A 22,887-nucleotide genomic window follows, 5' to 3' on the forward strand; every position below is an offset into this window, starting at 1 on the left:
GATCATAACGAAGGCGCTGCGCTTGGTCCTTGGCACCCTAAGAGGCCGTGTGACGCACGTGCCGCCACCCATGAGCGCCAAGCGGCATGCCGGCCGCGCCGGAGCACACATGGTCCGGCTCCGGCACCCGGACACCACCCAGCCGAGGGCCGAGCGCAGCCGATCACGGTGAAGGGGGCGCGGATGATTCGCGTACCCACAGCTCGGGCAGCAGCGCCAGGTGACGGCCGGGTGCGGCGGGACCATGGGTGAGGCGGGTGATCAGCAGGTCCACCGCGCAGCGGCCGACCTCCTCCTTGGGTGGTGCCACGGCGGTCAGCGAGGGCGAGCAGAACGCGGCCACCTCGTCGTCATAGGCGACCAGCGACACCTCGCCGGGAATGTCGACGCCCGCCGCGCCCAGGTGCATGACCAGCGAGAGTGCGTCCTCGTCGTTGTGCACGATCAGGCCCGTCACGCCCTGGTCGCGCACCAGCCGCACCACGCCGGCGACCAGCTCGTCCATGCGTTCGCGATCGATGACGATCTCCGGGGCGACGGTCACGCCCAGTGCCGAGGCGGCCGCCGACAGCCCCACCCTGACCCGCGGCACGGTCGGGCTGGGGTAGGCGACGAGCGCGAGCCTGCGGTGGCCCAGCTCGGCCAGGTGGCGTACGGCGAGGTAGGCGCCGTGGGCGTGGTCGGAGGCGACCGCGTCGAGCGTGGACGCCGGGCCCGCGAGCTCGGCCCTGCGCTCCACCAGCACCACCGGGACGCGCAGCCCGTCCAGCCACTCCACATGGGACTCGTCGGGCTGCCTGCTCGGCGTGAGCAGCAGGCCGTCCATGCCGCCCTCGACGAGCCGGCGGACCTGGGCCCGGTCCTCGGCGTCGTCGTAGCGGGAGATGCCCAGCACGAGCCGCGCCCCCGCCCTGGCGGCCTGCTCCTGGGCACCCTTGATCATCGCCGGGTAGTAGTAGCGGGCGGTGGGGACCAGCATGCCGATGGTCAGCTTCGTGGCCGGCGGGACGGGCGCGGCGGTGTCGCGCGGCAGCGTGACGCCACCGTGCACCCTGGTGAGCAGGCCCTGGGCGGCGAGGTGCTCGACGTCCCTGCGCAGGGTCACGGCGGAGACGCCCAGCGCCTCGGCCAGGTCGGCCACGCGCGCCGAGCCGCGGTCGCGCACCTGACGGAGTATGAGCCTGTGGCGCTGCTCGATGGACACGGAGACTCCTTCACGGATGGTGAGTCGATCCTATGTCTTTCGTTATGAGCGTTTCAGTTTCATACGATCGCTCGTGCCGATTTCCGGGTGGCGTGGTGGGGCGACCACGACGGCAAGGAGCAGGCCGAGAGTGTCGGGTGACGATGCCGCGTTTGCGGCCGGCGACCTGCCTTGGCCTCAGCCGGCGGGGGTGTGGCCCTCGCCGGTCCTGGTGCTCTTCTCGGTGGCAGGTGTTCTCACGTTGCCGGTCTTGATGGTCGGCGCGCTCTTGGCGAACGTCTCGGTCGCATAGGCGGCGCCGTCCGCGAGCTGGTCAAGGAGGGTCGCATTGACGTTGTCGTAGGTGTCGCAGGCCTTGTGGTAGCAGGGGTCATAGGGCACTCCGGCCGTGCCGCCGAAGACGGCGGCCTCCTCGGCCGTCTTGACGGTGTCGGTGCCGGAGCGTACCCCGCCCGCCGGGATGCCCGCGTCCATGAACGGCTGGTAGTCGGAGGAGCCGGTGAACGCATCCTGCTTGAGCGCGAGCCGGCGCCCCGCATAGTAGTCGGTGAAGACCTTCTCGATGGCGTCCGAGCCTGCGGGCGGCTTGGTGCCCTGGCCGAGTGAGCCATCACCGTCCAGGACGCCGCGGACCCCGTTCGGAGAGCCGACCATGTCGAAGTTCAGGTAGAGCGCGATCTTGGCCTTCTCTTCGGCGCTGAGGCTCGCCACGTAGTACTTGGAGCCAAAATCACCTCCCTCTTCGGCGCCCCAGAAGGTGAAACGGACCCGGTTGTTGACACGGTCGCGAATCTGGCCGATCTTCTGAGCGATGGCGAGGACCGTCCCCGCCCCGCTGCCGTTGTCGTTGATGCCGGGGCCCTCAGCCACACTGTCGAGGTGGCCGCCAACGGCAACCACGCGGTCCGGGTTGCCATACGGGGTCTCGGCCACGATGTTGGATGTCGTGCGCTGCTCGCTGATGGTGTCGGTCTTGACGCGGAGTTTCAGGTCACCTGCCTTCGCCGCCTGAACCAGTTCGACGCCCAGCTTGTTGGTGAAGCCGAGCAGCGGGATGGTGAATGGGCGAAGCGCCGTACCCTCCACCGGAGTATCGGGGACGTCAGGACGCTGATAGAAGGCGACCGCACTCGCGCCGGCCTTCTGGGCGTTGTCCGCCTTGACCTCGAAGCTGCAGCCGCCCCGGCGGATCAGCGCGATACTGCCGGCGGTGAAACCGGCGAAGTCATCGGCCTCACAGCCGCTGCCCAGCCCGGCCGCGTCGGGATCCACGGCCACCGCGGCTGCCGTGACGTCGCCGGCGCCCGAGTAGTCGAGGGTGCGATAGTCGCTGCCATGGGTGTACGAGGTGGGTGACGGAGCGATCTGGGCGAAGACCGATGGCGTGACCTCTTTGTAGTAGGGGAAAGTGAAGCGCTGAATCATGGGTTTGTACCCGGCCAGCGTGAGCTTGGCCACAACGTAATTCGCTGACTTCTCAAAACCGGGCTCGCCCGAAGCCCGGTTTCCGCCATTGCTGTTGGCGATCATCTGGAATGCCAGCTGGTGTTCCCGGATGTCCTTGAGCTGGACCAGGTCGGCCAGGCTCGGAATACTGGCGCCGGCGGACGGTGCCGCGCCGAGGGTTGCTACCAAGCCGACCAAGGTGCCGATGGCGATTTTGCGCACTTATAGTCTCCTGAATGCATGGCTGAGCACGCGAATCCGAGTCGAGATCCGCGCAGATCCAAGATCACAACCATGGACGCTAGGAGACCAGTCTTTCGTTTCTCTTCCGCGCCTCTTCCGTACGGTCAGGCATGCGGGAGATGTTCCGCTCTGCCCAACGCGGCCATTCAGAGCCGCGGAGTGCGCTAGCCCTCCCCGCTAGCGCTGAATGTCCGGGAAGGCCTGTCCTGCTGACAGCCGTTCGACGAGGGCTCGTACGGCCTCGGTCCCGCCGTTCTTCTCCACCCAACGACTCACCTGGCAGGCGGCTTCGGCGTACAACCGGGGATCCGCCGATGCCGCGCGCAGCCAGTCGTCGAGCGTGACCGGCAGGGGCCGGCGGGAGTCGAGCAGGCAACGGTCGCCGGTCGGGGCGAGGTATCGGGGGTCGTCGCTGACCAGGACGGCGAGGCCCTCGTCGAACCACTGCGGAACGTCGGCGCCGTCGAGACGGGCGTGCAGTTCCACGTGGGTCAGCTCGTGCGAGGCGATCACAGGGTCGACGCCGCGCGGGGACAGCATCACCGACCGGTTGAGCACCGCGATGCCGCGTTCGCGGCCGCCGCCGATCCTGCGGTAGCAGTCGTCGGACAGGCACACGAGAACGTCCGGAGAGGTTGTCCGACCGCCGAAGAAGTCACGCACCCGCTTGTTCGCCTGCTCGGCGACCTCGCTCACCTGCCGACGCCAGGCTTGCGACAGGCCGGGTTCGGCGTACACGCCGGGCTGGAGCCGCTCCAGGCCGTAACAGCGCGGGCAGGTGACGGCCGCGACGGACGGGAAGGCGATCACTGTCACTGTCGCTGCGGTGATGAGGAGGACCGCGATGACGGCGCCCGCGATCCACCAGCGCTTGCGCCGGATCACGGGCACGTCGTCCCCCGGGGCGGCAGTCGGAGTTCGGTGACGTACGTGCTGACGTGGTCGATGACGCAGGGGTTGGCCATCGCGCCGAAGAGGTTGTGGCCGGGGCCGTCGTGTTCGATCGTGCGGCTGCCGGGGATCTGCTCGACCACCCGGCGGGTGGACTCGTAGTCCTGCCAGGTGCCCGCGCCCAGGAGCGGCGGCAGCGTACGGGGCATCGGCGTGGGCGGGTTGGTCACCTGGGTCGGCCAGCCGGCGCAGGTGAGCGGCAGGTGCCAGGCGAGGGGGAAAGCGGCGCCGGTGTCGGGGGCGATCGCGCGCAGCCGCTTGACCGTGCGCGCCACCTCCCGCTGGTTCGCCGGGCGCGGGAAGTCCAGGCACTCCTTGACCCCGCCGCCGGGCAGTCCCGGGTACGGCTGGCGGCTCGACAGCGCGAAGCTCGAAGCGTCCCCGGCCTCGGCCGCCGTGATGGCCGCCATGACGTCGGCCCATCGTGCGGGGCCGGGCCGCAGCTTCATGAACGCGAGTGACTGCAACTGGGTGCCGTCGAAGCGGGCCGCCACGCCTGCGGCGGGGATCGGCTCGCGATTCGCCTTGGCGATCAGCGCGCGCCAGCGCTTCTCCGTCCCTGCGGGTGCCCAGGCGAAGAACCGGTCCATGAAGCGCTCGTTGTCACGGGCCATGGTGTCGAGCTCCCGGTCCCAGTCGCGCCCGCTGTGGCTTGCGGTGCCGTCGATGTACATCGTACGCACGCGCTGCGGGAAGAGCCGGGCGTAGGACTGCGCGATGGCGCCGCCGTACGAAAGGCCGAGGAAGTTCATCTTGTCCTCGCCGAGCACCTTGCGGATGGCGTCGGCGTCGCGGGCGTCGGAGGCCGCGTCCATGTGGTCGAAGAGCTCCGGATCGGTGTCGCGGCACTTGTCGCCCCTGGCCTTGTTCGCCGCGGCGAGCCGGTCGAACTCGGCCTGGTCGGCGGGGAACGCCGGGGTGCGCAGGAAGCCCCAGTCGCACTGCAGCACCGCACCGCTGAGCCCGGGATAGCCGCGCGGGTCCCAGGTCACGACGTCCATCGACGTACGGATCTTGTTGAAGATCTGGGTACGTGAGCCCAGCGACGCGATCTGGTACCCCTGTGGACCACCGAAGTTGACCAGCACGGATCCCTTCTTGGCACCGGTGGCCGGCAGCCGGGCGACCTTCAGGGTGATCTTCCGCTCGCTCTTGGGCGACAGGGTGACGGCCAGGTCCGCGCACTGGAGCTCGGGCGCGTTCGCGACGGGGCACGCGCTCCACTGGAGGGACGGCTGCGGCGCCTGGACCGGTGCCGTGAGGACGGCCAGCGCCAGGAATGTCTTGAGCATGCGCAGAACGCTAGGAGCCGTGCACAGCCGGGGTCTGCCCGCGAAAGTCGTCGATGACTGTTGACCAAAGTTGACTATGAGGTTCACCAGGCGCGATGAGTAAGGTGAGGCGTATGTCCAGGTATGCGCTCATCGCCGCGGTCGTGGTCGCGGACACGGCGCTGCTGTGGCTGGACGGGACGCGGGGATGGACGCTCACCGCCTACGCCGCGGCGGTGGCGCTCGCCATGGCGGCGATGAACCGCCTGCCGTTCGCGGCCTTCCTCGCGGCGCTGGCGCTGGCCGTGCTCACCGGCGGGTCGCTGGCCCTGCTGGCCTGCACCGGCTTCCAGGCCGGGCACCGCATCTCCGCACGTAGAGATGTGGTGCTGACGGCAGGCGCACTCAGCGCATATGTGTGCGTCCTCCTGCTTGCCGTGCAGCGATCCCCCGGCGCCGAGGAGCCGTGGATCAGCCTGGCCCGCGTCGTCGTGCTGACCGCGCTGCCGCTGCTCGCCGGCCGGTACGTGGCCCAGCAGCGCGAGCACCTGCGCCGGGAGAAGGCTCTCATCGCCGAACAGGAACGGCTGCGCGAGCGGCTGCGCATCGCGCACGACATGCACGACTCCCTCGGTCACCTGCTCAGCCTGGTGTCCGTGCAGGCCGCCGCGCTGGAGGTGGGCCCGTTGCCTCCCGGCCAGCAGCGCGCGGTGGGCAGCCTGGCGGGCACCGCCCGCGCCGCCGCGGCCGAGCTGCACGAGGTGGTCAACGCGCTGCGCGGCCATGACGCCCCCGGCCTGGAGGAGATCGACGACCTCGTCGCCCGCTCCCGGGCGGCGGGCGCCTCGGTGACGATCGGGACATCCGGCGAAGCCGTCCCGCTCACCGACCCACGGGCGTCCCACGCCGCCTACCGGGTCGTCCAGGAAGGGCTGACCAATGCCGTCAAGCACGCGTCCGGCGCGTCGATCACCGTGTCGCTCGACTGGCAACCCGACGCCCTGCTGATCTCGGTGGCCAACCCCATGCCCCGCCGTCCTGTCTCCTCCGTCGGCGGCGGCAGCGGCCTGCACGGGCTGACCGAGCGCGTCGCCGCGGCAGGCGGGCTGCTGCGCGTCCATCCGGGACCGCGCGTATTCCGGCTGGTCGCGATGCTCCCTCTGGTGCCGGTCCTCGAGGGGGCCAGCTCGTGATCAAGACGTTGATCGCCGATGACGAGCCCCTCATCACCACGGGCATCCGCACCGTCCTGGAGTCAGCCGGGGACATCGAGGTGGTGGCCACCGCGTGCGACGGGCGCGAGGCGGTGCGGGCCGCCCGCCGGCACCAGGTCGACGTCGCGCTCCTGGACATCGCGATGCCGGTGATGGACGGCCTGGCCGCCGCCGCGGAACTGACCGGGACGCGCGTGGTGCTGCTCACCGCTTTCGGCGATGAGGACAACGTACGGCGGGCGGTGCGGCAAGGCGTGTCCGGGTTCGTCCTGAAGACGTGCACTCCCGACGAACTGATCCGCGCGGTCCGCGCCGCTCACGCCGGGCAGGCGTACCTGTCGCCTGCGGTGACCCGCCAGGTGCTCGACATGGCGATGCCGGGCGACGACGAGCGCGGACGCGACGCCGCCGGCCGGCTGGCCACCCTCACCGCACGCGAAGGCGACATCCTCGCCCTGGTGGCGCAGGGCCTGTCCAACGCGCAGGTGGCTCGCCGCGTCCACATGACCGAGGCCAGCGTCAAGACCTACGTCAGCCGCATCCTCGCCAAACTGAACTGCACCAACCGGGTGCAAGCGGCCCTGCTGCTGCGTGATGCGCCATTCCCATCTGATGCGCGTCCAGAAGGGCGCTAGCGCGCGTACCATCGGGCGCAAGGAAGCCACGAGCCGGCCACCCGCCGGTGTCGCTGGGGCTATTGCGGCCCGGGACCGGCCGCAATAGCCCCTACCTTTGGGACCATGGACCCCCTCATCAGCCGCAGGGCGCTCAACCGGGCCACGCTCGACCGGCAGCACCTGCTCCGCCGCACCGGCAGAACCGTGATCGAGGTCGTGGAGGACCTCGGCGGACTCCAGGCGCAGACCCCGCACACCTGGTACACCGGCCTGTGGAACCGCATCGAGGGCTTCAAGCCCGCCGACGCCGCCGACCTGATGCTCTCGCGCGAGCTCGTACGCATCGCCCTGCAGCGCTCCACGATCCACCTCGTGAGCGCCCGCGACTGCCTGGCCATGCGGCCGCTCCTCCAGGTCGTCACCGAGCGCGGGACGCGGGGCACGTACGGCAAGAAGCTGGAGGGCGTGGACCTCGACGAGCTGGCGGCGCACGGCCGGGCGCTGGTGGAGGAGCGGCCCATGACGTTCGCCGAACTCGAGCGCGGTCTCGCCGAGCGGTGGCCGTCGTACGACCGCCACGCGCTCAGCCAGGCGGTGCGGTGGCTGGTCCCGCTGGTGCAGGTGCCGCCCCGCGGGCTGTGGGGCAGGAGCGGGCCCGTCGCGCACACGAGCGCCGAGTCGTGGCTGGGCTTCGAGGCGCCGCCGATGACGCCTGCCGAGCTGGTGCTGCGCTATCTCGCGGCGTTCGGGCCTGCGTCGGTGATGGACGTGCAGACGTGGTCGGGGCTGACGCGGCTGGGCGAGGTGGTGGAGTCGCTGGACCTCGTCCGGTTCAGGGACGAGTCGGGACGGACCCTGTACGACCTGCCCGACGCCGTACGCCCCGACGAGGACACCCCGGCGCCGGTGCGGCTGATGTACGACTTCGACAACCTCTTCCTGTCGCACGCCGACCGCTCCAGGGTCATCACCGACGCGGGCCTGGCCGCTGTCCGCGGCTTCATGGGCACGAACGTGCAGCCCCGCGTCATCCTGGTGGACGGCTTCACCGCCGGGGACTGGACGGTCACCCGCGCCAAGGGCACCTCCACGCTCACCGTCCACCAGTGGGTCCCCATCCCCGTCCTGGAGGAGGCCGAGAAGGAGGGGCTGCGGCTGCTGGAGTTCCTGGCGCCGGGCGACAAGCACGAGATCTCGATCTCCGATCGCCCCTCAAGGCCGTGACACTAGTCTTCAACCATGCACGAACTGGTGACTTTCGGCGAAACCATGGCGCTGTTCGCCGCGCGCCGTACCGGGCCGCTGCGCTTCGCCCGCGACTTCGACCTGGGCCTGGGCGGCGCCGAGTCGAACGTCGCGATCGGCGTGGCCAGGCTCGGCCACCGTGCGGTGTGGGTCGGCAGGGTGGGGGCCGACGAGTTCGGCGACCTCATCCGCGCCACGCTGGCGGGCGAGGGCGTGGACGCGCGGGCCATCGCCGATCCCGCGGCGCCGACCGGGCTCATGATCAAGGGCAGGCGCACGGCGGACCTCATCGACGTGCGCTACTACCGCAAGGACAGCGCGGGCTCGCGCCTGTGCGCCGCCGACCTCGACCCCGAGCTCATCAGGTCCGCCAGGGTGCTGCACGTCTCCGCGATCACGCCCGCGCTCTCGGAGTCGGCACGCGACGCCGTACGGCACGCCGTCGCCGAGGCCCGGGCCGCCGGCGTGCTGGTCTCGCTGGACGTCAACTACCGCAGGGCGCTCTGGTCCCCTGAGGAGGCGGGGGCGTGGCTGCGGGAGACGATCGGGAACGTGGACGTGCTGTTCGCCACCGAGGCCGAGGGCCGGCTGATCGTCGACGCGGACCATCCGACCGAGCTGGCCAAGGCGCTGGCGGCGCTGGGCCCGCGGCACGTGCTGGTCAAGTTCGGCGCGGAGGGCGCGATGGAGCTGTCCGACGGCGTCGTGCGCCGGGCGGAGCCGTACCGGGTGACCGAGGTCGACTCCGTGGGAGCTGGGGACGCGTTCGCGGCCGGCTGGCTGGCCGACTGGCTGGCCGGGGCGGAGCCCGCGGAGCGGCTCAGCACGGCGTGCGCGGCGGGGGCGTTCGCAGTGACCTCCCAGGGCGACTGGGAGAGCCTGCCGCGGCGGGCCGATCTGGGCCTGCTGCGGCGGCCCGCCGACGGTGTGAGCAGGTGATCAAAGGGCTCGGGGCCGCCAGCGGCAACCGTGCCGCCACTCTCGCCGGCCGTCAGGTGCCAGGCCGCAGCAGGCCGGTCTCGTAGGCGGCGGCGACCGCGGCGGCACGGTCGTTGACCTCGAGCTTGCCGAAGATGTGCAGCAGGTGCGTCTTCACGGTGGCCTCCGTGATGAACAGCTTCCTGGCGACCTCGCGGTTCGTGGCGCCCCGCGAGACGAGCGAGAGGACCTCGAGCTCGCGAGGGCTGAGCGCCTGCTGCTGCGGCGCGCGGATCCTCTGGGTCAGCACGCCCGCCACGGAGGGGGACAGCACGGTCTCGCCGCGGGCCGCGGCCTGGACGGCGCGGCGGAGCTCAGCGCGTGGGGTGTCCTTGAGCAGGTAGCCGGTCGCGCCCTCCTCGATGGCGGGGAGCACGTCGGCGTCGTTGTCGTACGTGGTCAGGACGAGCACGCGGACGCCAGGGGCTTCCTCCTGGAGACGGCGGATGAGCTCGGCGCCGCCCATCCTGGGCATGCGCAGGTCGGTGAGCACGACGTCCGGGTTGGTGCGGCCGACCACGGCGAGTGCCTCGAGGCCGTCGCCGGCCTCGCCGACCACCTCGAACGCGTCGTCGGTGAAGATCCCGCGCAGGCCGTCGCGTACGACTGGATGATCGTCAACGATGATCAGGCGAATCGGCATGGGTCACTCAGCCGGGATGGCGGGGACGGTGGCGGAGAGGCCAGTGCCCTCGCCGGGGGCCGACTCGATCTGGAAGTCGCCGGCCAGCCTGGTCACGCGCTGGCGCATCGAGATGAGGCCGAAGCCGCTTGCCTTCCCGGACGGGGTGAAACCGGCCCCGTCGTCACGTACGTCCAGCACCACGACATCTTCCATGTACGACAGGGTGAGGGCAACCCGTCCGGCCGAGGCGTGCTTGGCGACGTTGGCCAGCGCCTCCTGCGCCACCCGCAGCAGGGTGGCCTCCACCTCCGGGTGCAGCGGGCGGGCGTCGCCGGTGACCGACACCGAGGCCGGTACGCCGCCGGCCCGCGTCCATGTGTCGGCGACGTCCTGGACGGCGGCGGGGAGCTGCGACCCGGCCAGCGGCGCCGGGCGCAGGGCCCGCACCGAACGACGGGCCTCCTTCAGGTTCTCCCTGGCCAGGGTGCGTACCGTGTCGAGGCGGGCCCGGGCGGCGGCCACGTCGTCGAGCTCCTCTTCCGCGGCCTCGATCTGGGTGACGATGGCGGTCAGCCCCTGCGCGATCGTGTCGTGGATCTCCCTGGCCATGCGCTGCCGCTCATCCAGCACCCCCGCCTCGCGGGCCCGGGTCAGCAGCTGGGCCTGCAGGTCCGCGTTCTCCTCCGCGAGCGCGGCCAGCTTGGCGCTGGTCTCCTGGAGCTGCGCGATCATCACTTTGCGGCTCTCGTTCTGGTCGGAGATGGTCTGTACGACGAAGCCGATCGCGGAGGCGACCAGCGCGGCCACCAGGAACGAGTAGAGCTGCTGGCCAGGAGAGCGCCCGGGCTCGGCCCGCATGGAGACCAGCACGCCCGCGGTCGCCATCACCCCCGCGTAGGCCCACCACCGGGGCAGGACGGCGAAGGACTGGATGAACGCCGCCGGCCCGGCCACCGTGAACAGCGAGTCGATGCTGACCAGCGCCCCGATGGCGGCGAGCAGGACGCCGAAGTAGACGATCGCCACCGCCGGCCTCCTGACCCACCCCGTGGTGACCATGAGCGCGTGCCAGCCCACGGCGAACAGGGTCAGAGCGAGCGTGTCGAGCCGCCAGTGCTGGAGCAGCGAGGCGCCGGCAGGGAGCAGGATGAACAGGTACGGGAGAACGGGCCAGACCCGGTCCCAGCGACTGGGACCGGGTCCGCTGCTCACCAACGGAACGCCTTCACGGCGACGCCGCCGGCGACGAGGCAGATCGCGATCATGATGATCAGCGACATGGGCGAGACCGGGTGGCCTTCCCAGCCGTCGCGGATCGCCTGGACAGCGGGGGCCATGGGAGTCAGGTCGCCGATGGCCCGCATCGCGCCGCCCATGGTCTCGCGGGGGATCACGGCGCCGGAGATGAAGACCATCGGGAAGAACAGGCTCAGCCCGATCACGGTCGCCGTACGGCCGGAGGGGACGACGGCCCCGAGCAGCAGGCCGATGCCGCTGAGGCTGAGCGCGGCCAGGACCCAGGCCACGACCACCGCGCCCACGTTCGCGGGAGCCGACAGGTCGTAGGCCACGAGGCCGATCACGACCAGCAGCGCCGTGCCGAGCACGGCCAGCAGCATGTGAGCGACCCATTGGGCGCCGAACAGCATGCCGGGCGAGGCGGGAGTGGCGCGCATCCGCTTGAGCACCCGCCGCTCGCGGTACTGCGCCAGGGTGGCCGGCAGGACGACCAGCGCGGCCAGGCCGATGACGAAGACGCTCAGCATCGGGACGGTGGCGTCCACCGCCGGCAGCCCGCCGGGCAGGGGCTTGCCGCCGCGTAACTTGACCCAGAGCATGATCGCCGGGAAGGCCAGCGCGAAGAACGCCGACATCGGATCCCGCATGATGAGCTTGAGCTCGACCCCGATGACCTGAGTGATGCCTCTCATGCCGCCTGCCCTCCCGTGAGTGCGAAGTACGCGTCCTCCAGCGAATCGGTGCGACCCTGAGCGATCAGCTCGTCCGGGGTGCCCTGGGTGATGACTCGGCCTTGATCGATGATCGCCATACGATCGCACAGCGTCCGGGCCTCGTCCATGAAGTGGGTGACCAGCACGACGGTCACCCCGCGGTCGCGGATGTCACGGATCAGGGACCACGTGGTGCGGCGGGCGGAGGGGTCGAGGCCGGTGGTGAGCTCGTCGAGGAAGACGACCTCGGGGTCGCCGACCAGGGCCAGCGCGATGAACAGGCGCTGCTTCCAGCCGCCCGACAGGCTCGAGAAGCTGGAGCGCCGCCGGTCCGCCAGCCCCCACTCCTCCATGAGCGCCCGCCAGTCGGCGGGCCTGTCGTAGAAGGAGGCGTACAGCTTCAGCGCCTCGCCGACCTTGATCGCGTCCGGCAGCGCCGCTTCCTGCAGCTGGACGCCGACGCGCGGCAGCAGCCGGCGCCGGTCGGTCCGCGGGTCCAGGCCCAGCACGCGCAGGACGCCGCCGTCGCGGTCACGCAGGCCCGACGCGCACTCCACGGTGGTGGTCTTGCCGGCGCCGTTGGGGCCGGCGATGCCGAAGATCTCGCCCCGCTCCACCGTGAGCGATACGCCGTCCAGGACCTTGTCGCCTCGGTAGCTCTTGGTCATGCCGTCGATCTCGATGACTGTCATGTATCGAGAGTCGTTCGCGGCCGAGGCTTTCAACATCCTCCGAACGGTTGATGGGGGATCAACCGTAGTAGCCCTCCACCGGCACGCGGGCCACCTCGTACAGGGCCGGGCCCTCGGCGGGCGGGTCCACGAAGGCGCTGCCCGGCGGCTTGAGACCGTCGAGCTGTTCGCCGGACAGCGCGTAGACGACGCGCCCCAGGCCGGAGCGGGCGATCGCCCCCGCGCACATGCCGCACGGCTGGCAGCTCGTGTACATCGTGGTGGTGGCCGCCGCTGCCGGATCGAGCTCGCGGGCGGCCCAGCGGGCCAGCTTCAGCTCCGGGTGGGCGGTGATGTCCCGGTCGGTGAGCGAGGTGTTGCGCTCCTCAGCCAGGACGGTGCCGTCCGAGGTCGCCAGCAGGGAGCCGAACGGCGGGTTGCCGCCGGCGCGGGCCTCCGCGGCCAGCTCGATGGCGCGGCGCAGGAGTTTCTCTTCGTCGCGGGTCACACTCGCTCCTCAGGTCATGGGCCTTCGCGCCCATTCTCCACCGGCGGGTGACGTCGCCGGCTCGCGGGCGGTCAGAACTTCTGGAGGCGGCGGATCATGGCCTGCACCGGCTCGCGGGCGGTCACGACTCCTGGAGTCGGCGGATCACGGCCTGCTTGGCCGCCGCGAACTCCTCGTCGGTCAGCACACCCGACCGGTGCAGCTCCCCGAGCTCCGCCAGGCGGCGCAGCACCGCGTCGTGCACGTCGTCGTGCGCGTTGTCGGGGACGGGCGGCGGCGGGGAAGGCGGCAGCTCGGACGCCCGGGACAGGCGGGCCAGCACCGCCGCGGCGACCAGGGCGGTGGCGCCGCCGTACCGCTGGATGCCCCACGACACGCAGTGGACGTCCTTCTGCGGCGGAAGCGCCGGCCCGCCGCCTTTGAGCCGGAAGCGGAGCGTGCCGTATCCCATGCCCGACTGCGGCGTCCACTCCACCCCGGCCACGTCCGAGAGCGGGAACTCCTGCGGCCCCGCCTTCTCCTTCTCCGAGCTCGCGAACCCGGTCCACTCCAGGCGGACCCGTTCCCCGTCGAAGAGCGCCGTGCCGTCTCCGGCGGTGGCCGAGATGGGCACGGCGGGTCCGGGCAGGAGGTGGTCCGCGCAGGCGGAGGTGGGGGCCTGGTGGATGAGCAGGGTGTCGCGGACCTCGTCGGCGAAGTATTCGGCCGCGCCCGCCCGGCCCTTCGGGACGGCCAGCCGGTACGGGTCGGCCGGCGGCCCGAGCAGCCCCGCCACCGCGTCCGACAGCGGGTCGGCCCCCTTGCGCAGCCGCAGTCGCAGGTGGCCGCCCTTGCGCGCCGGCTCGAAAGCCACGCTCGCGATCGCCTCGAGCGGGATCACCACCTCGCCCAGCGTCCTGCGCAGCTCGTGCACGTCCTTGTCGCTGCCCGGGACGATGCGCAGTAACTCCCCGTTGAACGTCCAGGAGCCGTCGGCGACGGTGATCTCGGTCATGGTCCCAGTCTCTCCGATCGGCCCCGGGTCACGCGCCGCAGATCCTGCTCAGAAGGACCGCTCCAGGCCTCTGACCTTTACCTTTGGGCTCGTACGAGAGATCCTCGAAGGTAGGGAGGTGGTCCTCCATGGATTACAAGCAGTGGAATGTACAGATCTGGATCAGTGAAGACGACAACGACGCGGTGACCACGGCCACGGCGGTGCTGTTCACGGCTGACGGCAAACGGCACGAGAGCGTGGCCCACGCCCGGCGCAATCCCAGCGACCGGCCGGTCCCCGGCATCGGGGACGAACTGGCCGCCGGGCGGGCGCTGTCCAACCTGGCCTCGAAGTTGATCGAGGACGGTGCCGAGGACGTGGCCCAGCTGGCCGGCACGGCATAGCTCAGAGCAGCCCCGCGGCAGCCAGGAGCTTGCCGATCCGGCCGACCTCGTCGTCGTTCAACGGAATCTGCGGGAGCGCGGTGATCGGGCAGTCGATGACGCCGCGTAGGTGGAGTGCGGCCTTGAAAGCGCCGAGGCCGGAAGAGCTGCCGCCCATGCGCGAGCCACCGACGCGGACTATCTCGAACAGCCTGATCAGGCGCTCCTGCTGCACCCTGGCGGCCTCCCAGTCGCCGCGGACGGCGCAGCGGTACAGCTCCACGTACCCCTGCGGGTCCACGTTGCCCAGCCCGGGCACCACGCCGTCGGCGCCCATCCACAGGGCCGAGTCCACGGTCACCTCTGACCCGGTGAGCACGCTGAACGGCGCCTCGCGGCCCATGATGACCTCGCGCAACCCGCCGTCGTCGCCGCTGGAGTCCTTCAGCCCGGCCAGCGCCCCCTCGGCCGCCAGCTCGAGCAGCAGGTCCGCGCTCAGCTTGGTGTGCACGGAGACCGGCAGGTCATAGGCGTAGACCGGCAGCCCGCCGCGCGCGGCGACGGTGCGGAAATGGGTGCGGATCTCGTCCGGATGCGTACGCGTGTAGAACGGCGCGGTCGCCACCACTCCCGACGCCCCGGCCTCGACCGCGACCCGCACGTGCTCCAGCACGCGCGGCGTCGTCATGTCGATCACCCCGGCCAGCACCGGCACCTGCCCGCCCACGTGGCCGACCACGGTGTCCAGCACCACCCGCCGCTGCGCGTCCGTCAGGTACGCCACCTCCGACGACGAGCCCAGCACGAACAGCCCGTCGACACCGCCGTCCAGCAGGTGGTCGACCAGCCGGACGAGCGAGGCGGCGTCCACCTCGTAGTCGGGGGTCATGGGGGTGCAAACGGGGGGGATGACGCCCGTCAGGCTCATGCGCGCTCCTGGATCAGCTCTACATCGGTCGCTCCCGCCGCCACCGGGTGGTGGCAGTGGAAGAGGTGGTCGTCTTCGGCCTGTGCCGCGGGCCACTCGGCCGCACACTGGTCGTCTGCCCGCCAGCACCGGGTCCGGAACGGGCACCCGCTCGGTGGCCTGGTGGCCGAGGGCACGACGCCCACGAGCGGGATCGGGTTGATCGGCGAGATGAGCCCCGGCGTCGCGGAGAACAGCGCCCGCGTGTACGGGTGGCGGGCGCCCAGCGGCATGACCTGCGCGGGCGCCTGCTCGACGATCCTGCCGAGGTACATGGTGATCACGCGGTCGCTCATCCTGCGTACGGTCTGGATGTCGTGCGAGACGAACACCAGCGCGAGCCCGAGCCGTTCCTTGAGGTCGAGCAGCAGGTTGAGGATCTGGGCGCGGACCGACACGTCCAGCGCGCTGGTGGGCTCGTCGGCCACGACCAGCTCGGGTTCGAGCGCGAGCGCCCTGGCCACGGCCACGCGCTGGCGCTGCCCGCCGGACAGCTGGCTCGGCAGCGCGTCGGCGACGCTCGAGGGCAGGCCCACCAGGTCGATCAGCTCGCGTACGCGGGCGTCGCGCTCGGCCGGGGTGCCGCGGCGGTGGACGTTGAGCGGGTCGCGCAGGATCTGCCTGACGGGCAGGCGGCGGTTGAGCGCCGTGGACGGGTCCTGGAAGATCATTCCGATGCTGGACCCGATCAGGGCGCGCCGTTCGGGCTCCTTCAGCGACCACAGGTCCTTGCCGCGGAAGGTCACCGTGCCCTGGGTCGGCCGCTGCAGGCCGACCAGCACCTTGGCCAGCGTGGACTTGCCGCACCCCGACTCGCCGACCACGCCCACCGTCTCGCCGGGGCTCACCGTGAGGTCCGCCCCGGTCAGCGCGTACACGCGGTCGCGGGAGAGCAGCCCGCCGGAGCGGGCCTTGTGCACGACGTGCACGTCCTTGAGCTCAAGCACGCTGCTCACTCCTCACGAGGGACACCGCGGGATGGTGGCAGGCCGCCGCGTGTGTCGCGCTGCCCTCCAGCACCGGGGTCTCGGTACGGCACACGTCCGTGGCCATCGGGCACCGGTCGGCGAAGCGGCAGCCGGGCGGGAAGTCCGCCGGGGCGGGGACCACGCCGCGGATCTGGGTGAGCCGCTCGGCGCCCGACTCCAGCGACAGCACCGAGCCCAGCAGGCCGCGGGCGTAGTGGTGGGCCGGCGCCCCGACGAGGGCCGCCGTGGCGCCGGTCTCGACGATCTGGCCGCCGTACATGACGACCACGCGGTCGGTGACGTCGGCGACCAGCGCGAGGTCGTGCGAGACGAGGATCAGGGCGAACCCGAGCTCGTCGCGGAGCTTCAGCAGCAGCTCGATGACCTGTGCCTGGACGGTCACGTCGAGCGCGGTGGTGGGCTCGTCGGCGACGATCAGCTTCGGGTCGCGTGACAGCGCCATCGCGATCAGCACCCGTTGCCGCTGCCCGCCGGACAGCTCGTGCGGATAGGAGGACAGCGTGCGGCGGGCGTCGAGGCCGACGAGTTCGAGCAGCTCGGCGGGGGTGCGCCGGCCGCCGCGGCGGGTGAGCTGCTTGAGCTGGGCCTTGATGGTCATGGCCGGGTTCAGGGAGGAGAGCGCGTCCTGGTAGATCATCGCCATCTCGTGGCCGAGCAGGCGGCGGCGGGCGCGGCGCGACTCCGAGAGCAGCTCCCGCTGGTCGAAGCGGACGTGGCCGCTGACGCGGGCCTCGCGGGGCTGCAGGCCCATGATGGTCAGCGCCGTCAGCGACTTGCCGCAGCCGGACTCGCCCACCAGGCCGAGCACCTCGCCCGGACGCACCTCGAAGCCGATGCCGTCCACGATGTCGACGCCGTCCGCGAACCCGATCCGCAGCCGCTCCACCGAGAGGATCGGCGGCCCCTGAGGGAGCGGGCGGGCCCGCTCGGCCAGCCTGCGGGCGGCCTCGGCCAGTCCCGGCAGCTCGACGATCTCGCCGGATCCGGGGCTGGCCTGTTCGAAGGCGTCGTCCTTCTTGGTGACGGCCTTGCGGGCGGCGGGCGCGGCCCAGGCGTCGGAGATGCCCTCGGAGAGGATGTTGAGAGCGAGCACGGTGAGCAGGATCAGCAGGCCCGGGAAGACCGTGGCCCACCAGCCGCCGAGCAGCACCAGGTTCTTGCCGTCGGCGATGACGCTGCCCCAGGAGGGGTTCGGCGGGCGTACGCCGGCGCCGATGAACGACAGCGACGCCTCGAACACGATCGCGTCGGCCACCATCACCGTGCAGAACACCAGCACCGGCGCCGCGCAGTTGATCGCGACGTGCCTGACGACGATGTACGGCGTGCGCGCCCCGATGATCCGCTCGGCCGCCACGTAGTCCTCGCCGTACTGGGCGATCACGTTGGCCCGCACGACCCGGGCCACGGACGGCATGTAGAGGAAGGCCATGGCCATGACCAGCACCGGGATGCTGCCGCCGAACACCGCCACCAGCACGGCCGCCAGCGCGATGCCGGGGAAGGCCATGACGACGTCGAGCAGCCGCATGATGGTCTCGTCCACGGCCCGGCGCGAGGTGGCCGCGACCGCGCCGACGACCGCCCCGGCCACCAGGGCGAGCCCGGTCGCGCCCAGGCCGATGATCAGCGACCAGCGGGCCCCGTACAGGAGCCTGGACAGGATGTCGCGGTTGGCGCTGTCGAGTCCCATCCAGTGGGCGGCCGACGGGCCGCCCCTCGTCGCGGACTCGGCGACAGTGGATGTCGCCTCCTGGAAGTACGGCGAGTGCGGAGCGATCCACGGCGCCAGCAGCGCGGCCAGCACGACCACGGCGACGATGCCGACCGCGACCCACGACAGGGGCTTCAGCCGGCGGAGAGCCACGCCCGGGTGGGAGAGCCGTTCCGTCAGTCCACGTCTCATGCGGCGCTCCTGAGGCGGGGGTTGACCAGCAGGTAGAGGATGTCCACGACCAGGTTGACGACCATGAACCCGACCGCGATGGTCAGCACCACGCCCTGGACGACGGCGGGGTCGCCGTCGCGCACGGCGTTGATCATGAGCTGGCCCATGCCGGGCAGGCCGTAGATGGTCTCGATGACCACGGTGCCGCCGATCAGGTAGCCGACGCGCAGGCCGAGCACGGTGAGCGGGGTGATCAGGGCGTTGCGCAGCACGTTCCTGCCGACGACCACGATGGGCGGCAGGCCGCTGCCGATCGCGGTGCGTACGTAGTCGCGGTCCAGCTCCTCCACCATCGACGTGCGGATGATGCGGGTGAGCTGGGCGGCGATCGGCAGCGACAGCGACAGGGCGGGCAGCGTCATCGACTGCAGCCAGCCGGCCGTGGAGTCGGCCGGGTTGATGTAGCCGCCGGTCGGGAAGAGGCCCTCGCCGACGGCGAGGTACTGGATCATCAGCAGCGCCAGCCAGAACGACGGCGCGGCCACCCCGATCAGCGACACCACGCGGATCACCTGGTCCGGCCAGCGGTCGCGGTACAGCGCCGCGGTGACGCCGAACACCAGCGACAGCACCACGGCGACGGCCAGGCCCAGGAACGTGAGCTGCAGCGTCAGCGGCAGCGCGGTCGTGATCGACTCCAGCACCGGCTTCTTGGTGAGCACGCTGGTGCCCATGTCGCCCTGGGCCAGGTCCACCACGAAACGGACGTAACGCAGCGGCAGCGGGTCCAGCAGGCCGTTCTCGACCTGGAACTGGTGGATCTGCTCGGGGGTCGGGTTCGCGCCCTGGAAGTACGCGTACTCCGGCTTGCTGTTGGAGAAGCGCATCACGATGAAGACGAACGCGACCACGCCGAGCAGCAGCGGGATCAGTATGAGGAGCCGCCGCAGCAGCATCCTGGCGACGAGCGTCATGTCCTCTTGGCCTGCAGCAGGTTGATGCCGGGGTACGGCTGGGCGCGGATGCCGGACAGCTTCTTCGGGTCCCAGGCGGTCATCAGCTCGTTGTGGACGACGGGGTAGAGGATCGCCTGCTCAGCCACAAAGTCCAGATATTTGTGGATAAGGTCGGCCCGCTTGGCCTTGTCGGCTTCCTTGCTGGCCTCGTCCATCATCGCGAACAGCTTCTTGGCGTCCGCGCTGCCGTCCCAGTGGCTGTACTTCATCCACAGGCCGCCGGGCACGTAGTTGTAGTGCAGGATGAGGTCGGCGTCCATGCCGAACTGGTTGGGGTTCGAGGCGGCGGCGACCACCTGATAGTCCTGAAACTGGTCCATCTTGGCGAACAGCGCGGCCGTGTCCTGCGGCTCCAGCGTGGTCTTGACCCCGATGGCCTCCCAGGAGGAGGCGATGGTCGGCAGGCAGTCCGCGATCCAGCTCACGTTCACGGCCATGAGGTTGATCGTGAGGTCCTTCACGCCGGCCTCGGCCAGCAGCGCCTTGGCCTTCTCCGGGTCGTAGTCGTACACCCACGAGGCCCGCTTGTGGTCGGGATGGCCCTCGTTGAGGAACGAGCTGGAGGCCGTGCCGTGGCCCTTGAGCGCCACGTCGATCATCTTCTGCTTGTCGATCGCGTAGTGCAGCGCCCGGCGGACGCGTACGTCGTCGAAGGGCTTGGCGCCCGTGTTGAACATCAGGAACATGTGGTTCATGCCCTTGCCGCCCTCGACCGTCAGACCCTGCTGCTTGAGCTGGTCGACGTTGGCGTACGGGATGTTGTCGGCGATCTGCGCCTCGGCCGAGCCGCCGGAGATCTTGGCCACGCGGGCGGCGGCGTCCACGATCGTCAGCCAGTTCATCTTCTTGACCGTGGCCGGGCGCGGGCCGTTGTAGCCGTCGAACGCCTCGAAGGAGGTGTTGGACTTGGGGTTGTGCGCCGTCTGCTTGTACGGCCCCGAGCCCATCGTCATGCCGCTCTTGGCCTTGTCCCAGGCCCCCGGCTGGCTGAAGACGTGCTTCGGCATGATCTTCGCGATGGTCAGCCTGGGCGCGGCGTCGGGGAACGGGAACTTGAAGACCAGCTCGACGTTCCGGTCATCGACCTTCTTCACCTCCTGGAGCCAGGACTTGAAGAAGTTGCCGGTCAGGACGTTCTCGGAGCCCAGGATCCGCTCGAAGGTGAAGACCACGTCGTCGGCGGTGACGGGCTGGCCGTCGTGCCACTTGGCGCCGTCCCTGAGCGTGAACTTCCATGAGGTCGCGTTCAGGTCGGTGGGCACGGCGGTCGCGAGCGCCGGGTACGGCTCGCGCGTGATCGGGTCGGTGTCGAGGAGCCCCTCGTAGATGTGGTTGATCCCGGCCATCGCGAACGCCGACGCGGTCTGCGTCGGATCCCAGCTCTGGTCGTTGCCGTACCCGATGACGGCGGTGATCAGGTCCTTGTTGGATCCGGCGCCGACCGAGCCGGTCGAGGCCGGGCCTCCGGAACAGGCGGAGAGGGTGGCCGCGATGAACGCCGCCGCACCTGTCGCTCCGCTGTAACGCAGGAAGTCGCGGCGGCTGAACTCAGAGCTCACGGAATCCTCCTGGAACCTAGAACATAGGACGTCCCATGTCCTATCTTTTGCGTAAGGTGGACGCTAAACGTAGCCACCGCTTGAGGTCAACAGAAGATTTCGGGATTGTTACCTGCGACGAAAGGATCTTTCATGGCCACGGTCCCGCGTCCGGCGCGGCAGAGTCGTGCCGTCGAGGCCCAGGAGGGCGTCAAGGACCTGATCGTCCAGCGCGGGCTGGTGGCCGGCGATCCGCTGCCGACCGAGTCGGAGCTCATGGAGGAGCTGCGGGTCAGCCGCAACTCGATCAGGGAGGCGCTCAAGGCCCTGCAGGCGGTCGGCATCGTGGAGATCCGCCACGGGTTCGGCATGTTCGTGGGCCGGATGTCGCTGGCGGGGCTGGTGGACGAGCTGGCCTTCCACAGCCGCATCACGCTGCAGAACGGCAAGAACCACCTGGCGCACCTCGTCGAGATCCGCGAGATCCTGGAGTCCGGCCTCGTGGAGCGCCTCATCGAGCTGGGGCCGGAGGCCGACCTGACGCCGGTCGCCGACGTCATCGCCAGGATGGAGTCCGAGGCGCAGGCCGGGCCCGTCTCCCCCGAGACCGACCGCCTCTTCCACGACCTTCTCTACCGGCCGCTCGGCAACCCCCTGGTGAGTCAGCTGCTGGGCGCGTTCTGGGACGTGTACTACCAGCTCCGCGACGAGCTGGGCGCGCCGGACGAGCCGCCGGGCGACGTGGTCAGGCGCCATCGCGACATCTACACGGCCGTCCTGGGCGGCGACCGGGCCGCCGCCGTGGCCGCCGTGCACACCCATTTCGAGGGCGTACGCAACCGCGTGGCGCGGATCGGCTGATCAGTACGCGGCCAGGCGCTCCACGCGGCGATGCCAGCGCCGGCGCCACTCCCCGTACCAGGTGGCGAACCAGGGGTGGACGCCGGCCAGCGGCATGATGTACGCCACGGTCTCCAGGTAGTAACGCCGCTGGAACCGCCACGGCATCCGCTGCAGCTCCTGCACGTTGCTCACCCGGTCGGCCAGCTTCACGAGCACGGCCTGGGACGGCGCCTTGACGAGGGAGCTCAGGTAGTCGGCCTTCGCGACGCCCCGGGGCCTGGTCACCCACCTCACGAGCTCCGCCACGCGCGGGCCGAACCGCCGTGCGATCTCCGCCTCGGTGCACGGCGTGTCCTCCAGCACGTCGTGCAGCACGATCGCCACCAGCACGTCCCTGTCGCTCACCCCGGCGCCGGCCACGGCCACCTCCAGCGCCTCCAGCAGATGCTCGACGTACGGGCGCCCGGTGGGCCGCTGCTGCACGCCGTGCTGCTCCTGGGCGAACGTGACCGCCGCGCGCAGGGCCTGCACGGTCTCCGGCGGCAGCGCCTCGCCCAGTGGCCCCGCCGCCTGGCTCCACGACGTCCAGTTCGTGAAGATCTTCATCCCGCTCCTCTTGGCCGCCACGTCCTAGGGCGAGGATAAGACCGGAACGGCCGCGGCAGAGGGTACTCGGACGTTCACGGCCGGCCGCACAGGCCGTCCACGAGGAGATCGAGCGCCGCCTCTGGCTCGCCGACACCGGCCAGCACCAGCCGCAGCAGCGTCTCCTCGCATGGGTAACGGTGCAGTTCCCCTCGCGCGAGCGCCCGCGACAGCGTTTCGCGCAGCATGCCACGCGCGTCCTCGACGAGCGCCGCGACCCGCGCGGCCGTGGCTGGACCAGACCGCTCCAGCAGCGAGAGCACGGGCAGCAACCTCCCCAGGAGCCGCAGCGACGTGAGCAGATCCAGTAGCTCCTGGCGGAGCGAACCGCCGGGCGACGTGGGCCGGGGGCCGAAGGTGGCGACGGCGTCCGCGAGCAGCGCGTCCCCCGTCCTCCAGCGGCGATAGATGGCGGTCTTGGCCACGCCGGCCCGTTCGGCCACGGCCTCGATGGGGACGGACACGACGCCGTCGTGAGTGAGCATCTCGACGACCGCGGCGATCACTGCCTTGTCGATCGCCGGGTCGCGTGGCCGGCCGCCCACGTCACTGCTGCCCGACGATCATGCCGGCGCCGACGGTGCCGTTCGTGGCCTCATCCACGAGAATGAAACCGCCGGTAAGCCTGTTACGCCCGTAATCGTCCACGAACAGCGGCTGCGTGACCCGCAACGACACCCGCCCGATCTCGTTGAGACCCAGCGCCGTCGCCGTCTC

Annotated in this window: 23 protein-coding genes and 1 pseudogene; 6 read left to right on the forward strand and 18 right to left on the reverse strand. The window is 70.7% G+C overall.

Annotation, left to right across the window (positions count from 1 at the left end; all coding sequences use genetic code 11):
* Window positions 1–163: 163 nt before the first annotated feature.
* The 4 genes from AB0J64_RS45380 to AB0J64_RS45395 form a co-directional block, all read right to left on the reverse strand.
* The gene (locus AB0J64_RS45380) at window positions 164–1,204 is read right to left on the reverse strand and encodes a substrate-binding domain-containing protein (protein ID WP_364042070.1); all 1,041 of its coding nucleotides are present in this window, start codon (window positions 1,202–1,204) and stop codon (window positions 164–166) included.
* A 177-nt stretch (window positions 1,205–1,381) separates the two neighbouring features.
* Complete coding sequence (locus tag AB0J64_RS45385; protein ID WP_364042072.1) at window positions 1,382–2,872, reverse strand: M20/M25/M40 family metallo-hydrolase; 1,491 nt, start codon at window positions 2,870–2,872, stop codon at window positions 1,382–1,384.
* Between the two features lie 198 nt (window positions 2,873–3,070).
* Window positions 3,071–3,784 carry a DUF4179 domain-containing protein gene (locus AB0J64_RS45390; RefSeq protein ID WP_364042074.1) on the reverse strand — a complete coding sequence of 238 codons (714 nt, stop codon included), beginning with the start codon at window positions 3,782–3,784 and terminating at the stop codon, window positions 3,071–3,073.
* Window positions 3,775–5,136 carry an alpha/beta hydrolase gene (locus AB0J64_RS45395; protein WP_364042076.1) on the reverse strand — a complete coding sequence of 454 codons (1,362 nt, stop codon included), beginning with the start codon at window positions 5,134–5,136 and terminating at the stop codon, window positions 3,775–3,777. Before AB0J64_RS45395 ends, AB0J64_RS45390 begins: the two co-directional genes overlap by 10 nt.
* 113 nt (window positions 5,137–5,249) lie before the next feature.
* On the opposite strand from AB0J64_RS45395, the gene AB0J64_RS45400 reads away from it, so the two are divergent.
* The 4 genes from AB0J64_RS45400 to AB0J64_RS45415 all read left to right on the forward strand — a co-directional run bounded on the left by AB0J64_RS45400 (window position 5,250) and on the right by AB0J64_RS45415 (window position 9,130).
* Window positions 5,250–6,308 (forward strand): histidine kinase, encoded by a 1,059-nt coding sequence (locus AB0J64_RS45400; RefSeq protein WP_364042078.1) that lies wholly within the window; start codon window positions 5,250–5,252, stop codon window positions 6,306–6,308.
* Complete coding sequence (locus tag AB0J64_RS45405; RefSeq protein ID WP_364042080.1) at window positions 6,305–6,964, forward strand: response regulator transcription factor; 660 nt, start codon at window positions 6,305–6,307, stop codon at window positions 6,962–6,964. The genes AB0J64_RS45400 and AB0J64_RS45405 overlap by 4 nt, the downstream gene beginning before the upstream one ends.
* A 105-nt stretch (window positions 6,965–7,069) precedes the next feature.
* Window positions 7,070–8,170: a winged helix DNA-binding domain-containing protein gene (locus AB0J64_RS45410; RefSeq protein ID WP_364042082.1), complete on the forward strand. Its 1,101-nt coding sequence runs from the start codon at window positions 7,070–7,072 to the stop codon at window positions 8,168–8,170.
* Between the two features lie 15 nt (window positions 8,171–8,185).
* Window positions 8,186–9,130: a sugar kinase gene (locus AB0J64_RS45415; protein ID WP_364042084.1), complete on the forward strand. Its 945-nt coding sequence runs from the start codon at window positions 8,186–8,188 to the stop codon at window positions 9,128–9,130.
* Between the two features lie 52 nt (window positions 9,131–9,182).
* On the opposite strand, the gene AB0J64_RS45420 is transcribed toward AB0J64_RS45415, so the two are convergent.
* The 6 genes from AB0J64_RS45420 to AB0J64_RS45445 all read right to left on the reverse strand — a co-directional run bounded on the left by AB0J64_RS45420 (window position 9,183) and on the right by AB0J64_RS45445 (window position 13,919).
* Complete coding sequence (locus tag AB0J64_RS45420; RefSeq protein WP_364042086.1) at window positions 9,183–9,812, reverse strand: response regulator transcription factor; 630 nt, start codon at window positions 9,810–9,812, stop codon at window positions 9,183–9,185.
* A gap of 3 nt (window positions 9,813–9,815) precedes the next feature.
* Entirely contained in the window at window positions 9,816–11,006 is a 1,191-nt protein-coding gene (locus tag AB0J64_RS45425) for a sensor histidine kinase (protein ID WP_364042088.1), read from the reverse strand.
* The gene (locus AB0J64_RS45430) at window positions 11,003–11,725 is read right to left on the reverse strand and encodes an ABC transporter permease (protein ID WP_364042090.1); all 723 of its coding nucleotides are present in this window, start codon (window positions 11,723–11,725) and stop codon (window positions 11,003–11,005) included. Before AB0J64_RS45430 ends, AB0J64_RS45425 begins: the two co-directional genes overlap by 4 nt.
* Window positions 11,722–12,438 (reverse strand): ABC transporter ATP-binding protein, encoded by a 717-nt coding sequence (locus AB0J64_RS45435; protein WP_364042092.1) that lies wholly within the window; start codon window positions 12,436–12,438, stop codon window positions 11,722–11,724. The genes AB0J64_RS45430 and AB0J64_RS45435 overlap by 4 nt, the downstream gene beginning before the upstream one ends.
* Window positions 12,439–12,496: 58 nt before the next feature.
* Window positions 12,497–12,925 (reverse strand): nucleoside deaminase, encoded by a 429-nt coding sequence (locus tag AB0J64_RS45440; protein WP_364042094.1) that lies wholly within the window; start codon window positions 12,923–12,925, stop codon window positions 12,497–12,499.
* A 121-nt stretch (window positions 12,926–13,046) separates the two neighbouring features.
* The gene (locus AB0J64_RS45445; RefSeq protein ID WP_364042096.1) at window positions 13,047–13,919 is read right to left on the reverse strand and encodes a DUF4429 domain-containing protein; all 873 of its coding nucleotides are present in this window, start codon (window positions 13,917–13,919) and stop codon (window positions 13,047–13,049) included.
* A 128-nt stretch (window positions 13,920–14,047) separates the two neighbouring features.
* Here AB0J64_RS45445 and AB0J64_RS45450 point away from each other — a divergent pair, with 128 nt between their 5' ends.
* The gene (locus tag AB0J64_RS45450; protein WP_357602975.1) at window positions 14,048–14,305 is read left to right on the forward strand and encodes a DUF1876 domain-containing protein; all 258 of its coding nucleotides are present in this window, start codon (window positions 14,048–14,050) and stop codon (window positions 14,303–14,305) included.
* A 1-nt stretch (window position 14,306) separates the two neighbouring features.
* On the opposite strand, the gene AB0J64_RS45455 is transcribed toward AB0J64_RS45450, so the two are convergent.
* From AB0J64_RS45455 to AB0J64_RS45475, 5 genes are read right to left on the reverse strand one after another with little or no spacing between them, the layout of a single operon-like run.
* Complete coding sequence (locus tag AB0J64_RS45455; protein WP_364042099.1) at window positions 14,307–15,212, reverse strand: dihydrodipicolinate synthase family protein; 906 nt, start codon at window positions 15,210–15,212, stop codon at window positions 14,307–14,309.
* Complete coding sequence (locus AB0J64_RS45460) at window positions 15,209–16,198, reverse strand: ABC transporter ATP-binding protein (protein ID WP_364042101.1); 990 nt, start codon at window positions 16,196–16,198, stop codon at window positions 15,209–15,211. The genes AB0J64_RS45455 and AB0J64_RS45460 overlap by 4 nt, the downstream gene beginning before the upstream one ends.
* Window positions 16,191–18,146 carry a dipeptide/oligopeptide/nickel ABC transporter permease/ATP-binding protein gene (locus AB0J64_RS45465; RefSeq protein ID WP_364042103.1) on the reverse strand — a complete coding sequence of 652 codons (1,956 nt, stop codon included), beginning with the start codon at window positions 18,144–18,146 and terminating at the stop codon, window positions 16,191–16,193. Before AB0J64_RS45465 ends, AB0J64_RS45460 begins: the two co-directional genes overlap by 8 nt.
* Window positions 18,143–19,102, reverse strand: coding sequence for an ABC transporter permease (locus AB0J64_RS45470; RefSeq protein WP_364042105.1), 960 nt, complete (start codon window positions 19,100–19,102; stop codon window positions 18,143–18,145). Before AB0J64_RS45470 ends, AB0J64_RS45465 begins: the two co-directional genes overlap by 4 nt.
* The gene (locus tag AB0J64_RS45475; protein WP_364042107.1) at window positions 19,099–20,703 is read right to left on the reverse strand and encodes an ABC transporter substrate-binding protein; all 1,605 of its coding nucleotides are present in this window, start codon (window positions 20,701–20,703) and stop codon (window positions 19,099–19,101) included. The genes AB0J64_RS45470 and AB0J64_RS45475 overlap by 4 nt, the downstream gene beginning before the upstream one ends.
* A 132-nt stretch (window positions 20,704–20,835) precedes the next feature.
* On the opposite strand from AB0J64_RS45475, the gene AB0J64_RS45480 reads away from it, so the two are divergent.
* The gene (locus AB0J64_RS45480) at window positions 20,836–21,543 is read left to right on the forward strand and encodes an FCD domain-containing protein (protein ID WP_364042109.1); all 708 of its coding nucleotides are present in this window, start codon (window positions 20,836–20,838) and stop codon (window positions 21,541–21,543) included.
* Here AB0J64_RS45480 and AB0J64_RS45485 read toward each other — a convergent pair whose 3' ends face one another.
* From AB0J64_RS45485 to AB0J64_RS45495, 3 genes and pseudogenes are all read right to left on the reverse strand, one after another.
* Window positions 21,544–22,131 (reverse strand): HD domain-containing protein, encoded by a 588-nt coding sequence (locus AB0J64_RS45485; protein WP_364042111.1) that lies wholly within the window; start codon window positions 22,129–22,131, stop codon window positions 21,544–21,546.
* Window positions 22,132–22,205: 74 nt separating this feature from the next.
* Complete coding sequence (locus AB0J64_RS45490; RefSeq protein WP_364042113.1) at window positions 22,206–22,715, reverse strand: helix-turn-helix domain-containing protein; 510 nt, start codon at window positions 22,713–22,715, stop codon at window positions 22,206–22,208.
* A gap of 1 nt (window position 22,716) precedes the next feature.
* A pseudogene (locus AB0J64_RS45495) lies at window positions 22,717–22,887 on the reverse strand (sulfate adenylyltransferase); the annotation flags it as partial.

It is taken from the genome of Nonomuraea sp. NPDC049695, from assembly GCF_040674955.1.
Taxonomy (GTDB): Bacteria; Actinomycetota; Actinomycetes; order Streptosporangiales; family Streptosporangiaceae; genus Nonomuraea; species Nonomuraea helvata.